The 15,658-nt window shown below is 73.5% G+C and carries 17 protein-coding genes; 4 read left to right on the top strand and 13 right to left on the bottom strand.

The window, feature by feature from the left end:
- Positions 1–75: 75 nt before the first annotated feature.
- The 9 genes from ABZ937_RS09875 to ABZ937_RS09835 all read right to left on the bottom strand — a co-directional run bounded on the left by ABZ937_RS09875 (position 76) and on the right by ABZ937_RS09835 (position 8,654).
- Positions 76–1,131 carry a 2-aminoethylphosphonate ABC transporter substrate-binding protein gene (locus ABZ937_RS09875; protein WP_361688265.1) on the bottom strand — a complete coding sequence of 352 codons (1,056 nt, stop codon included), beginning with the start codon at positions 1,129–1,131 and terminating at the stop codon, positions 76–78.
- A 37-nt stretch (positions 1,132–1,168) separates the two neighbouring features.
- Positions 1,169–1,966: an ABC transporter permease subunit gene (locus ABZ937_RS09870; RefSeq protein WP_361688262.1), complete on the bottom strand. Its 798-nt coding sequence runs from the start codon at positions 1,964–1,966 to the stop codon at positions 1,169–1,171.
- The gene (locus tag ABZ937_RS09865; protein WP_361688259.1) at positions 1,953–2,735 is read right to left on the bottom strand and encodes a 2-aminoethylphosphonate ABC transporter permease subunit; all 783 of its coding nucleotides are present in this window, start codon (positions 2,733–2,735) and stop codon (positions 1,953–1,955) included. Before ABZ937_RS09865 ends, ABZ937_RS09870 begins: the two co-directional genes overlap by 14 nt.
- A complete protein-coding gene (locus tag ABZ937_RS09860; protein WP_361688256.1) occupies positions 2,728–3,783 on the bottom strand; it encodes an ABC transporter ATP-binding protein in 1,056 nt (351 codons plus the stop codon). The genes ABZ937_RS09865 and ABZ937_RS09860 overlap by 8 nt, the downstream gene beginning before the upstream one ends.
- Before the next feature lies 1 nt (position 3,784).
- On the bottom strand, positions 3,785–4,477 hold the full coding sequence (locus ABZ937_RS09855) for an HAD family hydrolase (protein ID WP_361688253.1): 693 nt from the start codon (positions 4,475–4,477) through the stop codon (positions 3,785–3,787).
- Between the two features lie 8 nt (positions 4,478–4,485).
- The gene (locus ABZ937_RS09850; RefSeq protein ID WP_361688251.1) at positions 4,486–5,610 is read right to left on the bottom strand and encodes a TIGR03364 family FAD-dependent oxidoreductase; all 1,125 of its coding nucleotides are present in this window, start codon (positions 5,608–5,610) and stop codon (positions 4,486–4,488) included.
- 131 nt (positions 5,611–5,741) lie between these two features.
- Positions 5,742–6,497, bottom strand: a complete 756-nt coding sequence (locus ABZ937_RS09845; protein WP_361688248.1) for a GntR family transcriptional regulator — start codon at positions 6,495–6,497, stop codon at positions 5,742–5,744.
- A gap of 44 nt (positions 6,498–6,541) precedes the next feature.
- Positions 6,542–7,417 carry a hypothetical protein gene (locus tag ABZ937_RS09840; RefSeq protein WP_361688245.1) on the bottom strand — a complete coding sequence of 292 codons (876 nt, stop codon included), beginning with the start codon at positions 7,415–7,417 and terminating at the stop codon, positions 6,542–6,544.
- Between the two features lie 106 nt (positions 7,418–7,523).
- Positions 7,524–8,654 carry an ROK family transcriptional regulator gene (locus ABZ937_RS09835; RefSeq protein WP_361688242.1) on the bottom strand — a complete coding sequence of 377 codons (1,131 nt, stop codon included), beginning with the start codon at positions 8,652–8,654 and terminating at the stop codon, positions 7,524–7,526.
- Between the two features lie 56 nt (positions 8,655–8,710).
- Here ABZ937_RS09835 and ABZ937_RS09830 point away from each other — a divergent pair, with 56 nt between their 5' ends.
- The 3 genes from ABZ937_RS09830 (at position 8,711) to ABZ937_RS09820 (ending at position 11,250) form a co-directional block, all read left to right on the top strand.
- Positions 8,711–9,784: a Gfo/Idh/MocA family oxidoreductase gene (locus ABZ937_RS09830; protein WP_361688239.1), complete on the top strand. Its 1,074-nt coding sequence runs from the start codon at positions 8,711–8,713 to the stop codon at positions 9,782–9,784.
- Positions 9,784–10,287, top strand: coding sequence for a heme-degrading domain-containing protein (locus ABZ937_RS09825; RefSeq protein WP_361688236.1), 504 nt, complete (start codon positions 9,784–9,786; stop codon positions 10,285–10,287). The genes ABZ937_RS09830 and ABZ937_RS09825 overlap by 1 nt, the downstream gene beginning before the upstream one ends.
- A 96-nt stretch (positions 10,288–10,383) precedes the next feature.
- The gene (locus tag ABZ937_RS09820) at positions 10,384–11,250 is read left to right on the top strand and encodes an LLM class F420-dependent oxidoreductase (protein ID WP_361688233.1); all 867 of its coding nucleotides are present in this window, start codon (positions 10,384–10,386) and stop codon (positions 11,248–11,250) included.
- A 50-nt stretch (positions 11,251–11,300) separates the two neighbouring features.
- Here the strand turns inward: ABZ937_RS09820 and ABZ937_RS09815 are convergent, their stop codons facing one another.
- The 4 genes from ABZ937_RS09815 to ABZ937_RS09800 all read right to left on the bottom strand — a co-directional run bounded on the left by ABZ937_RS09815 (position 11,301) and on the right by ABZ937_RS09800 (position 14,107).
- Positions 11,301–12,158: a fumarylacetoacetate hydrolase family protein gene (locus ABZ937_RS09815; RefSeq protein WP_361688230.1), complete on the bottom strand. Its 858-nt coding sequence runs from the start codon at positions 12,156–12,158 to the stop codon at positions 11,301–11,303.
- 151 nt (positions 12,159–12,309) lie between these two features.
- Positions 12,310–13,020, bottom strand: a complete 711-nt coding sequence (locus ABZ937_RS09810) for a YidC/Oxa1 family membrane protein insertase (RefSeq protein ID WP_361688227.1) — start codon at positions 13,018–13,020, stop codon at positions 12,310–12,312.
- Between the two features lie 181 nt (positions 13,021–13,201).
- Positions 13,202–13,522: a DUF6412 domain-containing protein gene (locus tag ABZ937_RS09805; protein ID WP_361688224.1), complete on the bottom strand. Its 321-nt coding sequence runs from the start codon at positions 13,520–13,522 to the stop codon at positions 13,202–13,204.
- A gap of 36 nt (positions 13,523–13,558) precedes the next feature.
- Positions 13,559–14,107, bottom strand: a complete 549-nt coding sequence (locus ABZ937_RS09800) for a helix-turn-helix domain-containing protein (RefSeq protein ID WP_361688602.1) — start codon at positions 14,105–14,107, stop codon at positions 13,559–13,561.
- Positions 14,108–14,244: 137 nt separating this feature from the next.
- Here ABZ937_RS09800 and ABZ937_RS09795 point away from each other — a divergent pair, with 137 nt between their 5' ends.
- Entirely contained in the window at positions 14,245–15,648 is a 1,404-nt protein-coding gene (locus ABZ937_RS09795; protein ID WP_361688221.1) for an MFS transporter, read from the top strand.
- Positions 15,649–15,658: the final 10 nt, after the last annotated feature.

The following is a 15,658-nucleotide window of genomic DNA, read 5'->3' as shown; positions in this document are numbered from 1 at the left end:
GCGTACCGACGCCCCCAGCCTAGTCAGGACCGGCCGATCCTGACCCCGTCGATCACCCGGTACGCGTTGCGGGGCTCAGCTGCCGGTGGCCGACTTCCAGTCCTCGACGTACGAGCCGAGGTTCTTGTCGATGTCGGCCCAGTCCGGCTCGAAGACGTCCACACCGTCCATGATCTTGGTGAGGGCGATGGCGTCGGCGTCGGTGGCCGTCACGTCCCGGCGTGCGGAGAAGCCGCCGCCGATCTCGCTGACCTCCTGCTGCTGCTTCCGCGCGAGCATGAAGTCGAGCAGCTTCCTGCCGTTCTCGCTGTGCGGGGCCTTGGTGACCAGGCCGGCCGCGTAGGGCAGGGCGAAGGTGGTGGGCCTGCCGTCCTGGCCGGCCGGGAACCAGATGCCGAGGTTCGGCATGCTCTTGGCCTGGGCGTGGTTCATCTGCACATCGCCGTTGGCGACGAGGAGTTCGCCCTTGTCGACCTTGGGGGCGAGCTTGCCGGTGGAGGCGGACGGGCCGACGTTGTTGGCCTGGAGCTTCTTCAGGTAGGCGAGGGCCTCGTCCTTGCCGCCGAAGTCGTGGACGGCCTTGATGAGCACGGCGGTGCCGTCGCCGGCCACGCCCGGGGTGGAGTACTGGAGCTTGTTCCGGTACCTGGCGTCGAGCAGCTCGTCCCAGGTCTTCGGGGCCCGCTTCAGCTCCTTCTTGTTGTAGACGAAGCCGAAGTAGTTGTTGACGACGGAGGTCCAGGTACCGTCGGCCGCCTTGTCGGCCCCGCTGACCTGCTCGGAGCCCTGCGGCGCGTACGTCTGCAGCAGGCCCCTGCTGCCGGCCTGCTGGATGAACGGCGGGAGGGTGACCAGCACGTCGGCCTGCGGGTTGCTCTTCTCGCGGACGGCTCGCTGCACCATCTCGCCGGAGCCGCCCTCGACGTACTCGACCTTGATGCCGGTCTGCTTCTCGAAGTCCGCGAAGACCTTGTCGTACCAGCCGTCGCCGTTCTCGCCCTTGAGGCCGTCGGTGCTGTAGACGGTGACGACCTCGGCGTCGGAGGCGGCGGAGGAGCCGTCGCAGGCGGCCAGCGCGGGGCCGGCGAGCAGGGCGAGGGCCACGGCGGGCGTGAGGCGGTTTCTGGGCATGGCGAGGCGAACTCCTTGCCTGGGTGAGGGGGTCGGATCAGCGGTACGACGCCCGGGAGCGGACCCGGGAGACGGCGACCAGGACGAGCAGGGTCGTGGCCATGAGGACCACGGCGACGGCGGAGCCGGTGAACAGGGCGCCCCGGTCGGTGGCCGCGTGGATGAGGACGGGCAGCGGGGTCCAGTCGGGCGGGTACAGCATCATCGTGGCGCTCAGCTCGCCCATGGAGAGGGCGAAGCAGAGGCCGGCGGCGCCGGTGAGCGAGGGCAGGAGGAGGGGGAGGCGGACCCGCCACAGGACGTGGGCGGGCCGGGCGCCGAGGGAGGCGGCGGCCTGCTCGTAGGCCGGGTCGAGGCGGGCGAGGGCCGCCGACACCGACTGGTGGGCGAAGGCGGTGACCAGCACGGTGTGCGCGGTGACCACGATCCACCGGGTGCCGTTGAGCAGCAGCGGCGGCTGGGAGAAGGCCACGAGGACCGAGAGCCCCACGACGACCGGAGGCACGGCGACCGGCAGCACGAACAGCGCGTCCATGAGCCGGCGGTGGCGCTTCTTCAGGGCCGCGCCGGCCAGCGCGGCCCAGGTGCCGACGGCCAGTGCGAGGAGGCTGGCGGCGACGGCCGTGAGCAGGCTGGTGGTGAGCGCCTGGAGGGCCTCGCCCCGGGTGGCGGCGCGGTAGTTGGCGGTGGTCAGGTCCGAGGGCAGGACGCCGGACCAGTGGGTGGCGAAGGAGGCGCCGAGGACGACGAGGAGGGGCAGCGCGAACAGCGGCAGGAAGAGGACGAGGAACACCGCCCACAGGACCCATCTGGCCTTGCGGCTATGCACCAGCACGACGGCTCACCACCCGGTACAGGCCGTACAGGCCCACGGAGATCAGGACGTTGACGACGGCGACCGCGCAGGCGCCCGGGTAGTCGGACTCCAGGATCGCCTTGCCGTAGACGAGCATCGGCAGGGTGGTGACCCCCTTCGCGCCGGTGAACAGCACGATCCCGAACTCGTTGAGGCACAGCACCAGGACGAGGCTGCCGCCGGCCGCGAGCGCGGGCAGCGCCTCCGGCAGGATCACCTGCCGCACGATCCGCGGCGCCCGCGCCCCCAGCGAACCGGCCGCCTCCAGCTGGGCGGTGTCCAGCTGCGCGAAGGCGGCGAGCAGCGGGCGCATCACGAACGGCGTGAAGTAGGTGACCTCCGCCAGCAGCACGCCCCAGGGCGTGGTGAGGAACCGGAACGAACCGACGATGCCCGTGGTGCCGTAGAGGAACAGCAGCGCCAGGGTGATGAGGAAGGACGGGAACGACAGGTACACGTCGATGAACCGCGCCACCGTCTTCGCCCCGGGAAACGGCACGAACGCGATGACCAGCGCCAGCAGGAAGCCGAGGACCAGACAGCCGGCGGTGGCGGCGAGCGCCAGCCACACGGTGGTCCACAGCGCGTGCCGGAACGCCTCGGAGGCGAAGACGTCGGCGTACGGCTGGACGGAGGTGCCGCCGGTGTCGGGCTGGAGGGACTGCCGGACGACCAGGGCGAGGGGGTAGAGGAAGAAGAGGGCGAGGAGAGCCACGGGCGGAAGGGCCCACAGCAGCCGCCTACTCATGGCCGACCCCCGCGGGCAGCAGCACCGCGTCCTCGGCGGCGAAGTGCAGACTCACCGAGTCCCCGTGCCGCGGCGGATCCTTCAGCTCACGCACGTCCGCCATGACGGAATGCCCGTCGACCTCGACGTACAGCCGATGCGTGGCCCCTCGCCACTGGATCTCCCGCACGACACCCACGAGTTGGTTGGACCCCGATCCCAGCCCGACCAGATGCGGCCGTACGCACAAGGTGGCCCGCGTCCCCGCGGCCGCACCCGCCGTGTCGACCTTCACCTCCGTCCCCGTGAACTCGACTCCCCCGGACCGCACCGTCACCGGCAGCAGATTCGCACCGCCCACGAAGGACGCGGTGAACTCGTCGGTGGGCGCCCGGTACAGCTCCCTTGGCGTGCCGCAGGCCCGCAGGCGTGCCTTGTCCATGACGGCGATCCGGTCGGCCAGCGTCAGCGCCTCGACCTGGTCGTGGGTGACGTACAGCATCGACACGTCCGGCAGCTCCCGGTGCAGCCGGGCCAGCTCGGTGAGCATCCCGGACCGCAGCTGGGCGTCCAGCGCGGACAGCGGCTCGTCCAGCAGCAGGACGCGGGGCCGGATGGCGAGCGCGCGGGCGATGGCGACGCGCTGCTGCTGGCCGCCGGACAGCTCGCGCGGGTGCCGGCGGGCGTATCCGGCCATGCCGGTCAGCTCCAGCGCCTCGGCGACCCGTTGCCGTGTCTCGCTCCTGGGTGTCTTGCGGGCCCTGAGTCCGAAGGCCACGTTCTCGTCGACGCGCAGGTGCGGGAAGAGGGCGTAGCTCTGGACGACCATGCCGATGCCCCGCCGGTACGGCGGCAGGTCCGTCACGTCCTCGCCGCCGAGGAACACCCGCCCTGACGTGGGCCGGACGAACCCGGCGACCGCCCGCAGCGCGGTGGTCTTGCCGGATCCGGACGGCCCGAGGAGCGCCATGACCTCGCCGGGCTCGACGGTCAGGTCGAGGGATTCGAGAGCGAGGCTGTCGACGTTGCCGTCGTAGGCGACCGTGACGGAATCGAAGCGGATGCCCATGTCAGCGGACTCCGGCGAGCAGGGCCGGCAGGCCGGCGACGGAGTCCAGGACGTGGGTGGCACCGGCGGCGGCGAACTCCGCGTCCCCGTGGGCGCCGGTACGGACACCGGCGACCAGCCCCGCTCCGGCGCGTACGCCGCTGAGCACGTCGTACGACGTGTCGCCGGCCACGGCGACCTGCCGTACGTCCTGAGCCGCCTTCGTCCGGACGAACGCCTCCAGCACCATGTCCGGGTACGGCCGCCCGCGCCCGCCGGCGTCCGCCGGGCACAGGGTGAGCGGGACGAGGTCCCGCCAGCCGAGGGCGTCCAGGATCGCGTCCTGGGTGATTCGGGCGAAGCCGGTGGTCAGGACGACGGTACGGCCGCTGCCGGCCAGTTCCTCGACGGCCTCGCGGGCGCCGGGGACCGGGGCGATCAGTCCGGCGCCGACCAGTTCGCCGTACGCCTTCTCGAAGGCGGTGTTGGCGCGCCGGGCGCGGTCCTCGTCGCCGAACAGGTGCCGGAAGACGGTGATCTTGGACTCGCCCATGGTGGCGCGGACGTAGGCGAGGTGCCGGGCGTGCTCGGCGGAGCCGGGCTCGACGCCCAGCTCGGCGGCGGCCTCGGCGAAGGCACGCTCGACCAGGCCGCCGTCTGCGACGGTCGTGCCGGCCATGTCGAGGACGACGAGTCGGATGTCGGTGTCGGTCATGAGGGTGCTCACCAGCCCAGTTCGTTCGCGGTGGTCTCGGCTATCGCGGGGGAGCAGGTCATGCCGCGCCCGCCGGGCCCGGTGACCAGCCACACCCCCTCGTGCACCTGCTCGCGGTGCACCACCCGGCCGGGCTCGGTGCACTGCGCGTACACCCCCGCCCAGCGGCGCCGGACGCGCGGCAGCGGCCGGCCGAGGAAGGACTCGACGACACCGGTGAGGTGCTCGTACGGCTCCTCGACGGTGTCGAAGGCGAAGGGGTGCTCGTACTCGTGGGTGTCGCCGATGGTCAGGCCGCCGTCGGCGCGCTGCACCATGAGCAGTTGCATCCGGTGCGCGGCGGCGGTCTCCGGCTGCGGCTGCCGGGCGTTCAGCTCGTCCAGCGCGGGGGAGGCGTAGGCGGGGTAGTAGCGGAAGCTGTCGGCGTCGGCGACCGAGGTGGTCAGCGGCTCGCCGAGCGGGTCGGTCTGCATCATCTGCAGGCGGACGCGGCGCACGGGGAGGTCGGGTCCCGCCAGTTCACGGACGAGCCCGCCGAGCCAGGCGCCGGTGCACAGCACGACGGCGTCGGCGTGGTGCACGTCTCCGTGGTCGTCGCGGACGGTGCCGGCGCCGGTCACCTCGCGCACCTCCCGGCCCGGCAGGAAGGTGTAGTGCGGCGACTTCAGCAGCTCGGCCCGCAGGGCGAGCTGCGCGGTGCGCGGCTCGACGGCCGCGTCCCGTTCGCAGTACAGGGCGGCGGTGAAGTCGCCGCGCAGGGCGGGGTTGACGGCGCGGGCCTCGCCCGGGGTGAGCAGCTTGTAGCCGCGGGCGGCGGCGTCCGGGCGGGCCAGGGCGGCCTCGGCGACGGCGAGTTCGAGCGGGCCGCGGACGGGCGTGAGGGAGCCGATGGCCCGGAACCCGAGCGTCGGGACCCGGCCGCCGATCTCCTCCCACAGCTCCCGCGCCCGCAGGGCGGCTGCCAGCTCTTCCCCACCGGCGCGTCCACTGACCCAGATCTGCCCGAAGTTGCGGAGCGAGGCGCCGCGCGCCTCGGCCTCTCGCTCGATCTGGACGACCTGGTGGCCGCGCCGCACTGCTTGCCAGGCGTGCATGGTGCCCACCACGCCTGCTCCGACGACTGTCACTCTCACGGCGGCAACGCTCCTCGCGATGCGGGAACCGGAAACATCCGGCTGACAACGAGAGCGTGAACGACCCATCACGTTTGGGCTAGACCCGTTATCTTTTCGTGATGCTCGTGAGAGTCGTCATGGTGGGTTCCTCAGCCGTCGAGGTGCGTGGTGAAGGAGAACCGGTCGCCCCGGTACAGCGACCGCACCCGCTCCAGCGGGCGGCCCTCCGCGTCCCGGGACACCCGGTGGATCAGCAGCATCGGCAGGGCCGGCGGGGTGCCGATGAGCAGGGCCTCCCGGGGCGTGGCCAGCACGGTCTCGATCCGCTCGTCGGCGTCGCCGAAGGCGATGCCCTGGGCCTTGAGGTAGGCGTAGAAGGAGGAGTCCGGGTCGAAGTCGCCGCCCAGCCGCGGCACCCGCTCGACGGCGACGTACGTGCTCTCCAGACCCACCCGCTCGTCGTCGGCGAGCAGCACGCGCTCCAGGTGCCAGACGGGTTCGCCCCGGGTGAGCCCGGTCTCGGCGGCGAGCGCCTCCGGGCACGGGAACCGGTCGAGGGTGACGAGGGTACGGCCGGGCGTCCGCCCCTGCCGGCGCACGCCCTCGGTGTAGCTGGCGAGGGACAGCGGCTGGGCCAGCTTGGGCCCGGCGACGACCGTCCCCCGGCCCCGGCGCCGGAGCCGCCCCTCCAGCACCAGCTCCCGTACGGCCTGCCGCACGGTCTCGCGAGCGACGTCGTACCGCTCGGCGAGGTCCCGCTCGGTGGGGATGACGCTGTCCTCCCCCAGCTCCTCCAGCAGCGCGGCGATCCGTGCCTTCACCGCGTAGTACTTGGGGATGCGCCCGTGCTCGGGAATGCCGGAGCGGACGGGGGCGCCGGGTGCCTGGTCGTTCGGGTAGTCCACGGAGGGATCGTCGCAGACGGGGGACGGGAGGAGCGGTCCGGGTCTCAGCGGCGGCTGCGGGACAGCAGGAACGCGCCGGTGGTCACGGTGAGGACGGCGGCGACTGCGGCGAGCAGTCCGTGGGCCAGGCCGGGGCCGGTGCGGGCCAGCTCCCGGGCCCTCTCCCCGGCGTCCTGCGCCTGGGCGAGGGGGAGGGAGGGGTCGGGGACGTCGTCAGCGGCGGCTGTGGGGGCGGGGGTGGTGGCGGTCGCCGTCGGCGGCGCGCTCGTGGAGACGGCCGTGGGCACACCCGCGGCTTCCTGCATGTCCTCCTGCGCGTCCTGCGTATCCCCCTCCTCCTCTCCCTCGTCCTCCTCTTTTTCCTCGTCGATCCCGAAGCGGTAGGCGTTGGACTCCCCCACCCACTCCCCGTCGTCGCCCCGCCGCTGCACGACGGCGGCGTTGGCGGTGACCTGGTCGGGTGTGGCGTCGGAGGTGAGCGAGAGCCTGACCTTGACCGTCACGGTCTTCCCGGGCGCCACAGTGAATCCGTCGAACCCCTCCGCGTCGAGCACGCCGACCAGCTCCTGCGCGTCGGTGCCGGTGAAGGTGACCGGCCGGGCGCGGGAGCCCTCGTAGAAGTCCAGCTGGGGCTGGGACGGCTTCAGGGTGCGCTTTTCGTCGACGAGGACGACGACCGGGTGGACGCCGGTGCAGGTCCGGCCGGTGGTGTTGGTGAGGTCGATGTACCAGGTGCCGTAGCCGCCGCCCGCCTCGTACGAGCCGGGCCCGCCGTGGATCCGGGTGGTCAGCGGAAAGGCACGGCCACCGGGCGCCGTACAGGAAGCCGTGTCCCCGTGGGCGGCGCCCGACGACACGGGAACGAGAGCGGCGGCCGCGGCGAGACAGAGGGGCAGGGACGTGCACAGACGCATGAACACAGGATCACGCCGGAGGGGCGTGGCGGCTTGGGGGGCTACTCCGGGGCGGGGGCGAATCCGCTCGATCAGCGGACGCTCGCGCACCCGGCGTCGGACACCTCCCCGCTCACCCGTCCGCCCGCCCGAACAGCGGAGCCAGCAGCAGCTGCGCGGCCCCCTCCGCCACCACACGCTCCCCGCCGGGCGCCACCCGCACCGGCACCGTCCCCCCGAGCACCCCCTCCCTCCGCGCCCGGGCCGCGAGCACCTCCGCGACCCCCCGCACGAACGCCTCCGGCGCCGCGGCGACCGTCCGGCCCCCGAGCAGCACCAGGTCGATGTCCAGCAGCCCCACCAGGTTCCCGGCCCCCACCCCCAGCACCCGCGCGGCCTCCTCCACATCCCCCCGGCCGACCGCCCCGAGGCACAGCACCTCCACGCACCCCCGGTTCCCGCACCCGCACGCCGGCCCGTCCAGCTGGACCACCTGATGCCCGAACTCCCCCGCCCCGGTCCGCGCCCCCCGATGCACGCTCCCGCCGATCACCAACCCGGCCCCCAGCCCCGTACCGAGGTGCAGGTACGCGAAGGATCCGCGCTCGCCCGCCACCGACAGCCCGAGCGCCGCCGCGTTGGTGTCCTTGTCCACCACCACCGGCACGGCCAGCCGCTCGGCCAGCGCGTCCCGCAGCGGGAACCCCGCCCACTCGGGAAACCCGGTGACCCGGTGCAGTACCCCGCGCGTGTGGTCGAGAGGACCCGGCAGGGCGACTCCCACCCCGAGCAGCGAACCGGCACCGGAGAGCCCCTGGCCTCCCAGGACCTCCGCCACCAGCGCCTCGACCGTCTCGGCCACGACGCCCAGGACGGCCTCCGCCCCGGCCCCCAGGTCCACCGCCCGGCGCCGCTCCCCGACCACGGTCCCGTCGAGATCCACCAGTACGGCCCGCAGCTCGTCCCGGTCCAGATGCACCCCGACCGCGTGCCCGGCCTCCGGCACCAGCCGCAGCACGGTGCGCGGCTTGCCCCCGGTCGACGCCCGCCGCCCGGCCTCCGCCGCGAGGCCCGCCTCCCGCAGCCGCGCGGTGATCTTGCTGACGGCCTGCGGGGTCAGCCCGGTCCGCTCGGCCAGTTCGAGCCGGCTGATGCCCTCCGCGCCGGCCGCCCGCAGCAGGTCCAGCACCAGCGCGGTGTTGTGACTGCGCACCGCGAGGAGATTCGCCCCCACCGGCCCGCCGCCGCTCTTCGTCCTGTTCACGCCCCCATTCTCTCCACCGCTTGCACTTTCGCAACAGCGTTGCCAAAGTGGAGGGCATGACTGCTACTCCCCTCCGCGTCGGCCTGATCGGCTACGGCCTCGCCGGCTCCGTCTTCCACGCCCCGCTGATCGCCGCCACCGAGGGCCTCGCCCTGGACACCGTGGTCACCTCCCGCCCGGAGCGGCAGCAGCAGGCCCGCGCCGAGTTCCCGGACGTGACGCTCGCCGCCACCCCCGAGGAGCTGTTCGACCGCGCGGCCGAACTGGACCTGCTCGTCATCGCCTCCCCCAACAAGACGCATGTCCCGCTGGCCACGGCCGCCCTCAAGGCGGGCCTGCCGGTGGTCGTGGACAAGCCGGTCGCCGGCACCGCCGCCGAGGCCCGCGACCTCGCCGCCCTCGCCGACGAGCGCGGCCTGCTCCTCTCGGTCTTCCAGAACCGCCGCTGGGACAACGACTTCCTGACCCTCCGCCGGCTGATCTCCCAGGGCGACCTGGGTGACGTATGGCGCTTCGAGTCCCGCTTCGAGCGCTGGCGCCCCGAGCCCAAGGGCGGCTGGCGCGAGTCCGGCGACCCCGCAGAGATCGGAGGTCTGCTCTACGACCTCGGCAGTCACGTCGTCGACCAGGCCCTGGTCCTCTTCGGCCCGGCGACCGAGGTCTACGCCGAGACGGACGTCCGCCGCCCCGGCGCCGCGACCGACGACGACACCTTCATCGCGCTCACCCACGCCGGCGGCGTCCGCTCCCATCTCTATGTCTCCGCGACGGCCGCCCAGCTCGGCCCCCGCTTCCGGGTCCTCGGCTCCCGCGCGGGCTACGTCAAGTACGGCCTCGACCCGCAGGAAGCGGCCCTGCGCGAGGGCGTCCGCCCCGGCACCACCGCCGGCTGGGGAGCGGAGGACGAGTCCCTGTGGGGCCGTATCGGCTCGGGAGAGTCCCCGCTGACCGGTGCCGGCACCCCCGTACCGACCCTCGCCGGCGACTACCCCTCCTACTACGCGGCCGTCGCCGCCGCCCTGCGCGGCACGGGCCCCAACCCGGTGACCGCCCTGGAGGCGGCTGCCGCGCTCGACGTACTGGAAGCGGCCCGCAGGTCCGCCCGCGACAAGGTGACGGTGACCCTCTGATGCCCCAGATCACCCCCGGGACCACCCCCGAGCTGACCCCGACCGTCGAGGAACTGGAGGCGCAGCAACGCCGTCTCTTCTTCCGGCAGTTCACCCACGAGGACGCCTGGGCGCTCGGCTCCCTGCTGGTCGAGCTGGCCCGGGAGCGGCAGGCGCCGGTCGCCATCGACATCCACCGGGCCGGCCAGCAGCTGTTCCACGCCGCCCTGCCGGGCTCCACCCCGGACAACGACGCCTGGATCGGCCGCAAGCGCCGGGTGGTGGAGCGCTACGGCGCCGCCTCCTACCTGGTCGGCGCCCGCTTCCGCGCCAAGGGCACCACGTTCGAGGACTCCTCCCGCCTCGACCCGGACACCTACGCGGCGCACGGCGGCTCCTTCCCGATCACCGTCGAGGGCGTCGGCGTGATCGGCGCGGTGACCGTCTCCGGCCTGCCCCAGCTCCAGGACCACCGGTTCGTGGTGGAGGCGCTGGAGGAGTTCCTCGGCCGTTCGGCCGGCTGAGGGAACGGGGGGAATCAAACCGGGCGGCCCTCCGGTTGGCAGGGACGGAAGACGTGATGATCACGGCACAGCCCACCAACCGGAGGGATCCCCCCGATGACCACCTCACTGAAGGAGACCGTCGGCCGGTACGGCGTCTGGAGCTTCGAGCTGCGCTCGGAGGACCCGGCCCGGCGCGGCGAACTGGACGAGGCCGCGGCCGAACTGGAGGAACTCGGGTTCGGTGCCGTCTGGTTGGGCGGCAACAGCACGGCGGCCCACGCGGCCCCGCTCATCGGGGCGACGCGACGCCTCACCGTCGGCACCAGCATCCAGAGCGTCTGGCAGCAGGACGCGGCCACGACGGCGGCCGGCTTCGCCGAGGTGGAGGCGGCGCATCCCGGCCGCTTCGTGCTGGGCCTCGGCGTGAGCCACGGCCCCCTGGTCAAGGACTACAGCCGCCCGTACGCGGCCATGACCGGCTACCTCGACGAGCTGGACACGGCGGGCGTCCCCGCCGACCGTCGTGTGCTCGCCGCACTGGGCCCCCGGATGCTGGGCCTCGCCCGCGACCGCGCGGCGGGCGCGATCCCCTATCTGGTCACGCCCGAGCACACCGCCCGGGCCCGCGAGATCCTCGGCGAAGGGCCCCTGCTCGCCCCCGAGTTCAAGGTGGTCCTGGAGGACGACCCGGCCCGCGCCCGGGACACGGCCCGCGCCTTCCTGTCCCGCTACCTGGAATTCCCCAACTACACGGACAACTTCCTCCGCCTGGGCTTCACGGAGGCCGACATCGCCGACGGCGGCAGCAACCACCTCGTCGACGCGGTCTTCGCCTGGGGCGACGAGAACCGGATCCGCGACCGGATCACCGCCTTCCACGAGGCGGGCGCCGACCATGTGGCCCTCCAGGTGGTGAACGGCGGCACAGGCGACACCCTCCCGAGGAAGGAATGGCGCAGGCTGGCCTCTCTGCTCGGGTGAGCGGTCCTACGCGAGGGGCGCGGGGCCGTGTTCGCTGTGCGGCTCCGCCCTTACGCGTCCTTGAGCTCCTGCCGCTGCCGGCCGAGCCCCCCGATCTCCAGCTCGACGACGTCCCCGGCCCGCAGGTACGGCTTCGGCTCCGGCCGGCCCATGGCCACCCCCGCCGGCGTGCCTGTGTTGATGACATCCCCGGGGTACAGCGTCATGAACCGGCTGAGGTACCGCACGACCTCCCCCACGGAGAAGATCTGCTCGGCCGTCGTGCCGTCCTGCTTCAACTCCCCGTTCACCCACAGCCGCAGAGACAGCCGCTGCGGGTCCGGCACCTCGTCGGCCGTCACCAGCCACGGTCCCAGCGGGTTGAACGTCTCGCAGTTCTTGCCCTTGTCCCAGGTTCCGCCCCGCTCGATCTGGAACTCCCGCTCGGAGACGTCGTGCGCCACCGCGTACCCGGCGACGTGCGCGAGGCCCTCCTCCGCCGAGTCCAGGTAGCGGGCCGTACGGCCGATGACGACCGCGAGTTCGACCTCCCAGTCGGTCTTCACCGAGCCGCGCGGCACCAGCACCGTGTCGTTCGGTCCGATGACGGTGTCCGGCGCCTTGAGGAAGACCACCGGCTCGGGGGGCGCCTCGACGCCGGTCTCGCGGGCGTGGTCGTGGTAGTTGAGCCCGATGCACACGACCTTGCCGATGCGGCCGAGCGGGGGCCCGATCCGCAGGCCGGCCGGGTCCAGCGCGGGCAGTTCACCGGCCTCGGCCGCCGCCCGTACCCGGTCGAGCGCGCTGTCGTCGGCGAGGAGCGTGCCGTCGATGTCGTCCACGAGGCCCGACAGGTCCCGCAGCGTCCCCTCGGCGTCGAGCAGCGCGGGGCGCTCCGCCCCTGCCGTACCGACTCGCAGCAGCTTCATGGTCACCATCTCCCTCGATCGCGGGGCGCCCGGCCGATGGGTGCAGCCATCGGAGGACTGGCCGATCCTCCAATTCCCCCGTCCACTCCGCAAGACCCTGTTCACGGACTGGACCGTAACCATGACCGCTCAGCGGTACGGCAGGCACGGCTCAGCGGTACAGCAGGGTCTGCTCCGCCGCGCTCCAGGCCGTGCTGGTGACGACGTACAGCGCGGCGGCCAGCGGGACGACCGCCACCGTGACGATCGTGAAGTAGGACAGGAACGGGGTGACCCGGGTGATCGCGCCGAGGCCGGGCACCTGGTCCCCGGCGGGGAGCGGGGCGGGCTGCCGGGCCATGGTCCGCCGGGCGCGGAGCTGGTTGACGGTGGCGACGGCCGCGGCGAGGGCGAAGAGGCCGAGGTAGACCAGCCCGGCCGGGCCGAACATCCCGCCGTCGCTGAGCGCGTCGCTCCAGCGTCCGCCGAGCGGTGCCGCGAACAGCCGGTGGTCGAGCAGGCCGTTGCTCTCGCCGCCGATCGAGGTGCTGGAGAAGAGGTGGTAGAGCAGGAAGAAGGCGGGCAGCTGGAGCAGGCTGGGCAGGCAGCCGGCGAGCGGGGAGACCTTCTCCTCGGCGTGCAGTTCCAGCACCGCCCGCTGGAGCCGCTGCGGATCCTTGGCGTGCTTCTTGCGCAGGTCGGCGATTCTCGGCTGGAGCGCGGCCTGGGCCTTCCTGCCGCGGGCGGCGGCCCGGGACAGCGGGTGGACGAGGAGTCGTACGAGCGCGGTGAACAGGACGATCGCGGCGGCTGCCGCGGAGGCGTGGAAGAGCGGGGCCAGCAGGTCGGCGAGCTGCTCGACCAGGGAGGCGAAGACGGACATGGGTGAGCCCTCCGGGGGTCTCGTCGTGCCGGAAGCAGCCAGAAGCGACCGGACGTCACCGGATGTCAGCGGACGTCGTCGGACGTCACCGGACATCAGATGAACGGGAGCGACTGGCAATGACGGGGAATCGGCATGACGACCCGCGCGGGGTCACGCACGGACGTGTGCGGAGCGTGCCCTACGCGGCGGTCGCCGGAGCGGCGGGTCCGGGTGCTCTGGGCCGCCGCCGGCCGGGCGCGTCGGGATCGCGTTGGGGCAGGAAGGCCGTACGGCGGGCCCGGTCGCGTATCGCCGTGCGGACGCGGGTGGGGGGTACGGCGGGCACGCTGCGCGCGGTCAGCAGGGCGCAGGCGGCGAGCGTGGCGGCGGCGGTGGCGGTCGCGGCGAGGGCCACGGCGGTGCTGAGGCCGCCGGCGCCGAGGAGGGCGGCCTGGAGCAGCAGCAGCTGCGCCAGGAGCAGCAGGAGGGCGAGCGGACGCGGGGCGACACGGCTGCGCATGCCCATCGACGCTCCCCCCTTCCCCGTGACGTGCTGTCAGTATGCCGGTTGCACCGGATCGATCTCCAGGGGCTCCAGCAGCCGCTTGGGCCGCAGCAGCGCCCTGCTGACCGGATCCGTCGGCGCGGAGTCGAGTTCCGGCCCCGGCACCATCACAACGTCCGCGACCGGCACGAGAGTTCCGCAGGCCGCGCACTTTCCGTACGGCTCGACGTTCCCGCCGCAGTCCACGTGCCGGAAGGAGCGCAGCCGGCTCCCGTCGACGTGCTCGCGCCCCCACTGGCCGAGGGCGCGCAGCGCGGGCCAGAGGGCGGCGCCGCGCTCGGTGATGACGTACTCGTCCCGGGGTGGTGACTCCTGGTAGCGGCGCTTCTCCAGGATCCCTTCCTCGGTGAGCGTGCGGAGCCGGGCGGAGAGGACGGCGCGCGGGATGCCGAGGTGGCCGAGGAAGTCGTTGTAGCGCCGGACGCCGTAGATCGCGTCGCGGACGACGAGCAGCGTCCATCGCTCGCCGACGACCTCCAGTGCGCGGGCGATCGAGCACTCCTGCGTCACGTAGTCCTTGCCCAGTGCCATGCCGTCCACTGTAACCACGCACCACGGGTGGGTTCAGCGAACGAACCGACAGTGTTACGGTGGCGGAGACAGGTCGGTTCAATGACCGAACCGAATGCCGCAGGCCCCGGCGGACCGGACCGGGGCCCGGAAGGACAGGACAGGCCATGACCCGGCTGACCCGGCTCGACTCCGTCACCACCCCCGCGGCCGTACGCGACGCCACCCCGCGGGACGCCCCCGCGCGCCCCCGCGCCACCCTCGCCCTGACCAGCGCGGCCACCGCCGTCGCCCTCATGACGTACACGGCCCCGATGGTCACGCTGCCGGACACCGCGGCAGCCCTGCACACCCCGCTCTCCGCCCAGGCCTGGCTGCTCAACGGCACGCCCCTCGGCCTCGCCGCCCTCCTCCTGGTGGCCGGCAGCCTCGCCGACGACTACGGCCGCCGCCGGCTCTTCCTGGCCGGCACCCTGGCCCTCGGCCTCACCACCGCCCTCGGCGCGTTCACGACGTCGACCTGGCAGTTCACCCTGGCCCGCATCGCCCAGGGCGCGGCCAGCGCGGCCCTGCTGGCCAGCAGCCTGGGCCTGATCGTGCACGCCTTCCCCAGCCCGCGCGGCCGGCTGCACGCCACCGGCGTGTGGGGCGCCTTCGTCAGCGGCGGCATCGCCGTGGGCCCGCTGCTCGCCGGCGCCCTGCCGAACTGGCGCATCGCCTACGGCGTCCTGGGCGCCGCCGCCCTCGTCGTGGCCGCGCTCGGCACCCGGGCGCTCGCCGAGTCCCGCGCCCCGCGCGGCGGCCGGCCGGACGTGCTCGGCGCGCTCACCTTCGGGCTGGCCCTGGTGGCCCTGGTCGCCGCCCTGACCCTGGGCCGGGACGGCTGGCTGCGCACCCCGGTCGGCCTGCTGCTCGCGGCGGCCGTCGTCCTCGTCGCCGTGTTCGTCGCCGTGGAGCGCCGGACCGGCACCCCGATGATCGACCTCGGGCTGCTGCGCCACGCCCCCTTCCTGGCCTCCTCCGCGGGCGGCCTGTTCACCGGCCTGGCCGTGATCGGCATGTTCAGCTTCCTGCCGGCCCTGCTCCAGCAGGCGCTGCGGCTCTCCCCGCTCGCCACGGCCTGGCTGTTCCTGCTCTGGTCCGGCCTGAGCTTCGCCGTCGCCCTCCAGGTCAAGCACCTGGCCGGCCGCGTCGCCCCGCGCACCCAGCTCGCCCTCGGCTTCGCCCTGCACACGGTCGCCGTCGTGACCATGCTCGGCGCCATCGGCTCCGGCTCCTGGACCCGCCTGCTGCCCGGCATGATCGTCGGCGGCATCGGCAGCGGCCTGCTGAACGGCGCGCTGCCGCTGCTCGCCGTCGAGTCGGTCCCGCCCGAGCGGGCCGCGATGGGCTCCGGCGCCCAGCAGACCTTCCGCTACATCGGCTCCTGTGCCGGTGTGGCCCTGACCATCGCCCTCGCCACGTCGGCCGGCGACATCGCCCGGGGCGCGAACGTCGCGCTGCTGGTGTCGGCGGGTCTGGCGGCGGTCGGGGCGGCGAGCGTGCTGGGGCTGCGGGAGCGGGCGAGGTGAGCCGGTGCTC

The organism is Streptomyces sp. NPDC046727 (assembly GCF_040645635.1).
Lineage (GTDB): Bacteria > Actinomycetota > Actinomycetes > Streptomycetales > Streptomycetaceae > Streptomyces.
This window is presented reverse-complemented; position numbering and strand designations above follow the sequence as displayed.

Excerpts from the sequence above, each read along its gene's own strand:
- ABZ937_RS09795 (WP_361688221.1), top strand. The coding sequence starts at position 14,245 with ATGACCCGGCTGACCCGGCTCGACTCCGTCACCACCCCCGCGGCCGTA.
- ABZ937_RS09855 (WP_361688253.1), bottom strand. The coding sequence starts at position 4,477 with ATGACCGACACCGACATCCGACTCGTCGTCCTCGACATGGCCGGCACG.
- ABZ937_RS09825 (WP_361688236.1), top strand. The coding sequence starts at position 9,784 with ATGCCCCAGATCACCCCCGGGACCACCCCCGAGCTGACCCCGACCGTC.
- ABZ937_RS09830 (WP_361688239.1), top strand. The coding sequence starts at position 8,711 with ATGACTGCTACTCCCCTCCGCGTCGGCCTGATCGGCTACGGCCTCGCC.
- ABZ937_RS09860 (WP_361688256.1), bottom strand. The coding sequence starts at position 3,783 with ATGGGCATCCGCTTCGATTCCGTCACGGTCGCCTACGACGGCAACGTC.
- ABZ937_RS09875 (WP_361688265.1), bottom strand. The coding sequence starts at position 1,131 with ATGCCCAGAAACCGCCTCACGCCCGCCGTGGCCCTCGCCCTGCTCGCC.
- ABZ937_RS09820 (WP_361688233.1), top strand. The coding sequence starts at position 10,384 with ATGACCACCTCACTGAAGGAGACCGTCGGCCGGTACGGCGTCTGGAGC.
- ABZ937_RS09815 (WP_361688230.1), bottom strand. The coding sequence starts at position 12,158 with ATGAAGCTGCTGCGAGTCGGTACGGCAGGGGCGGAGCGCCCCGCGCTG.
- ABZ937_RS09865 (WP_361688259.1), bottom strand. The coding sequence starts at position 2,735 with ATGAGTAGGCGGCTGCTGTGGGCCCTTCCGCCCGTGGCTCTCCTCGCC.
- ABZ937_RS09805 (WP_361688224.1), bottom strand. The coding sequence starts at position 13,522 with ATGCGCAGCCGTGTCGCCCCGCGTCCGCTCGCCCTCCTGCTGCTCCTG.
- ABZ937_RS09810 (WP_361688227.1), bottom strand. The coding sequence starts at position 13,020 with ATGTCCGTCTTCGCCTCCCTGGTCGAGCAGCTCGCCGACCTGCTGGCC.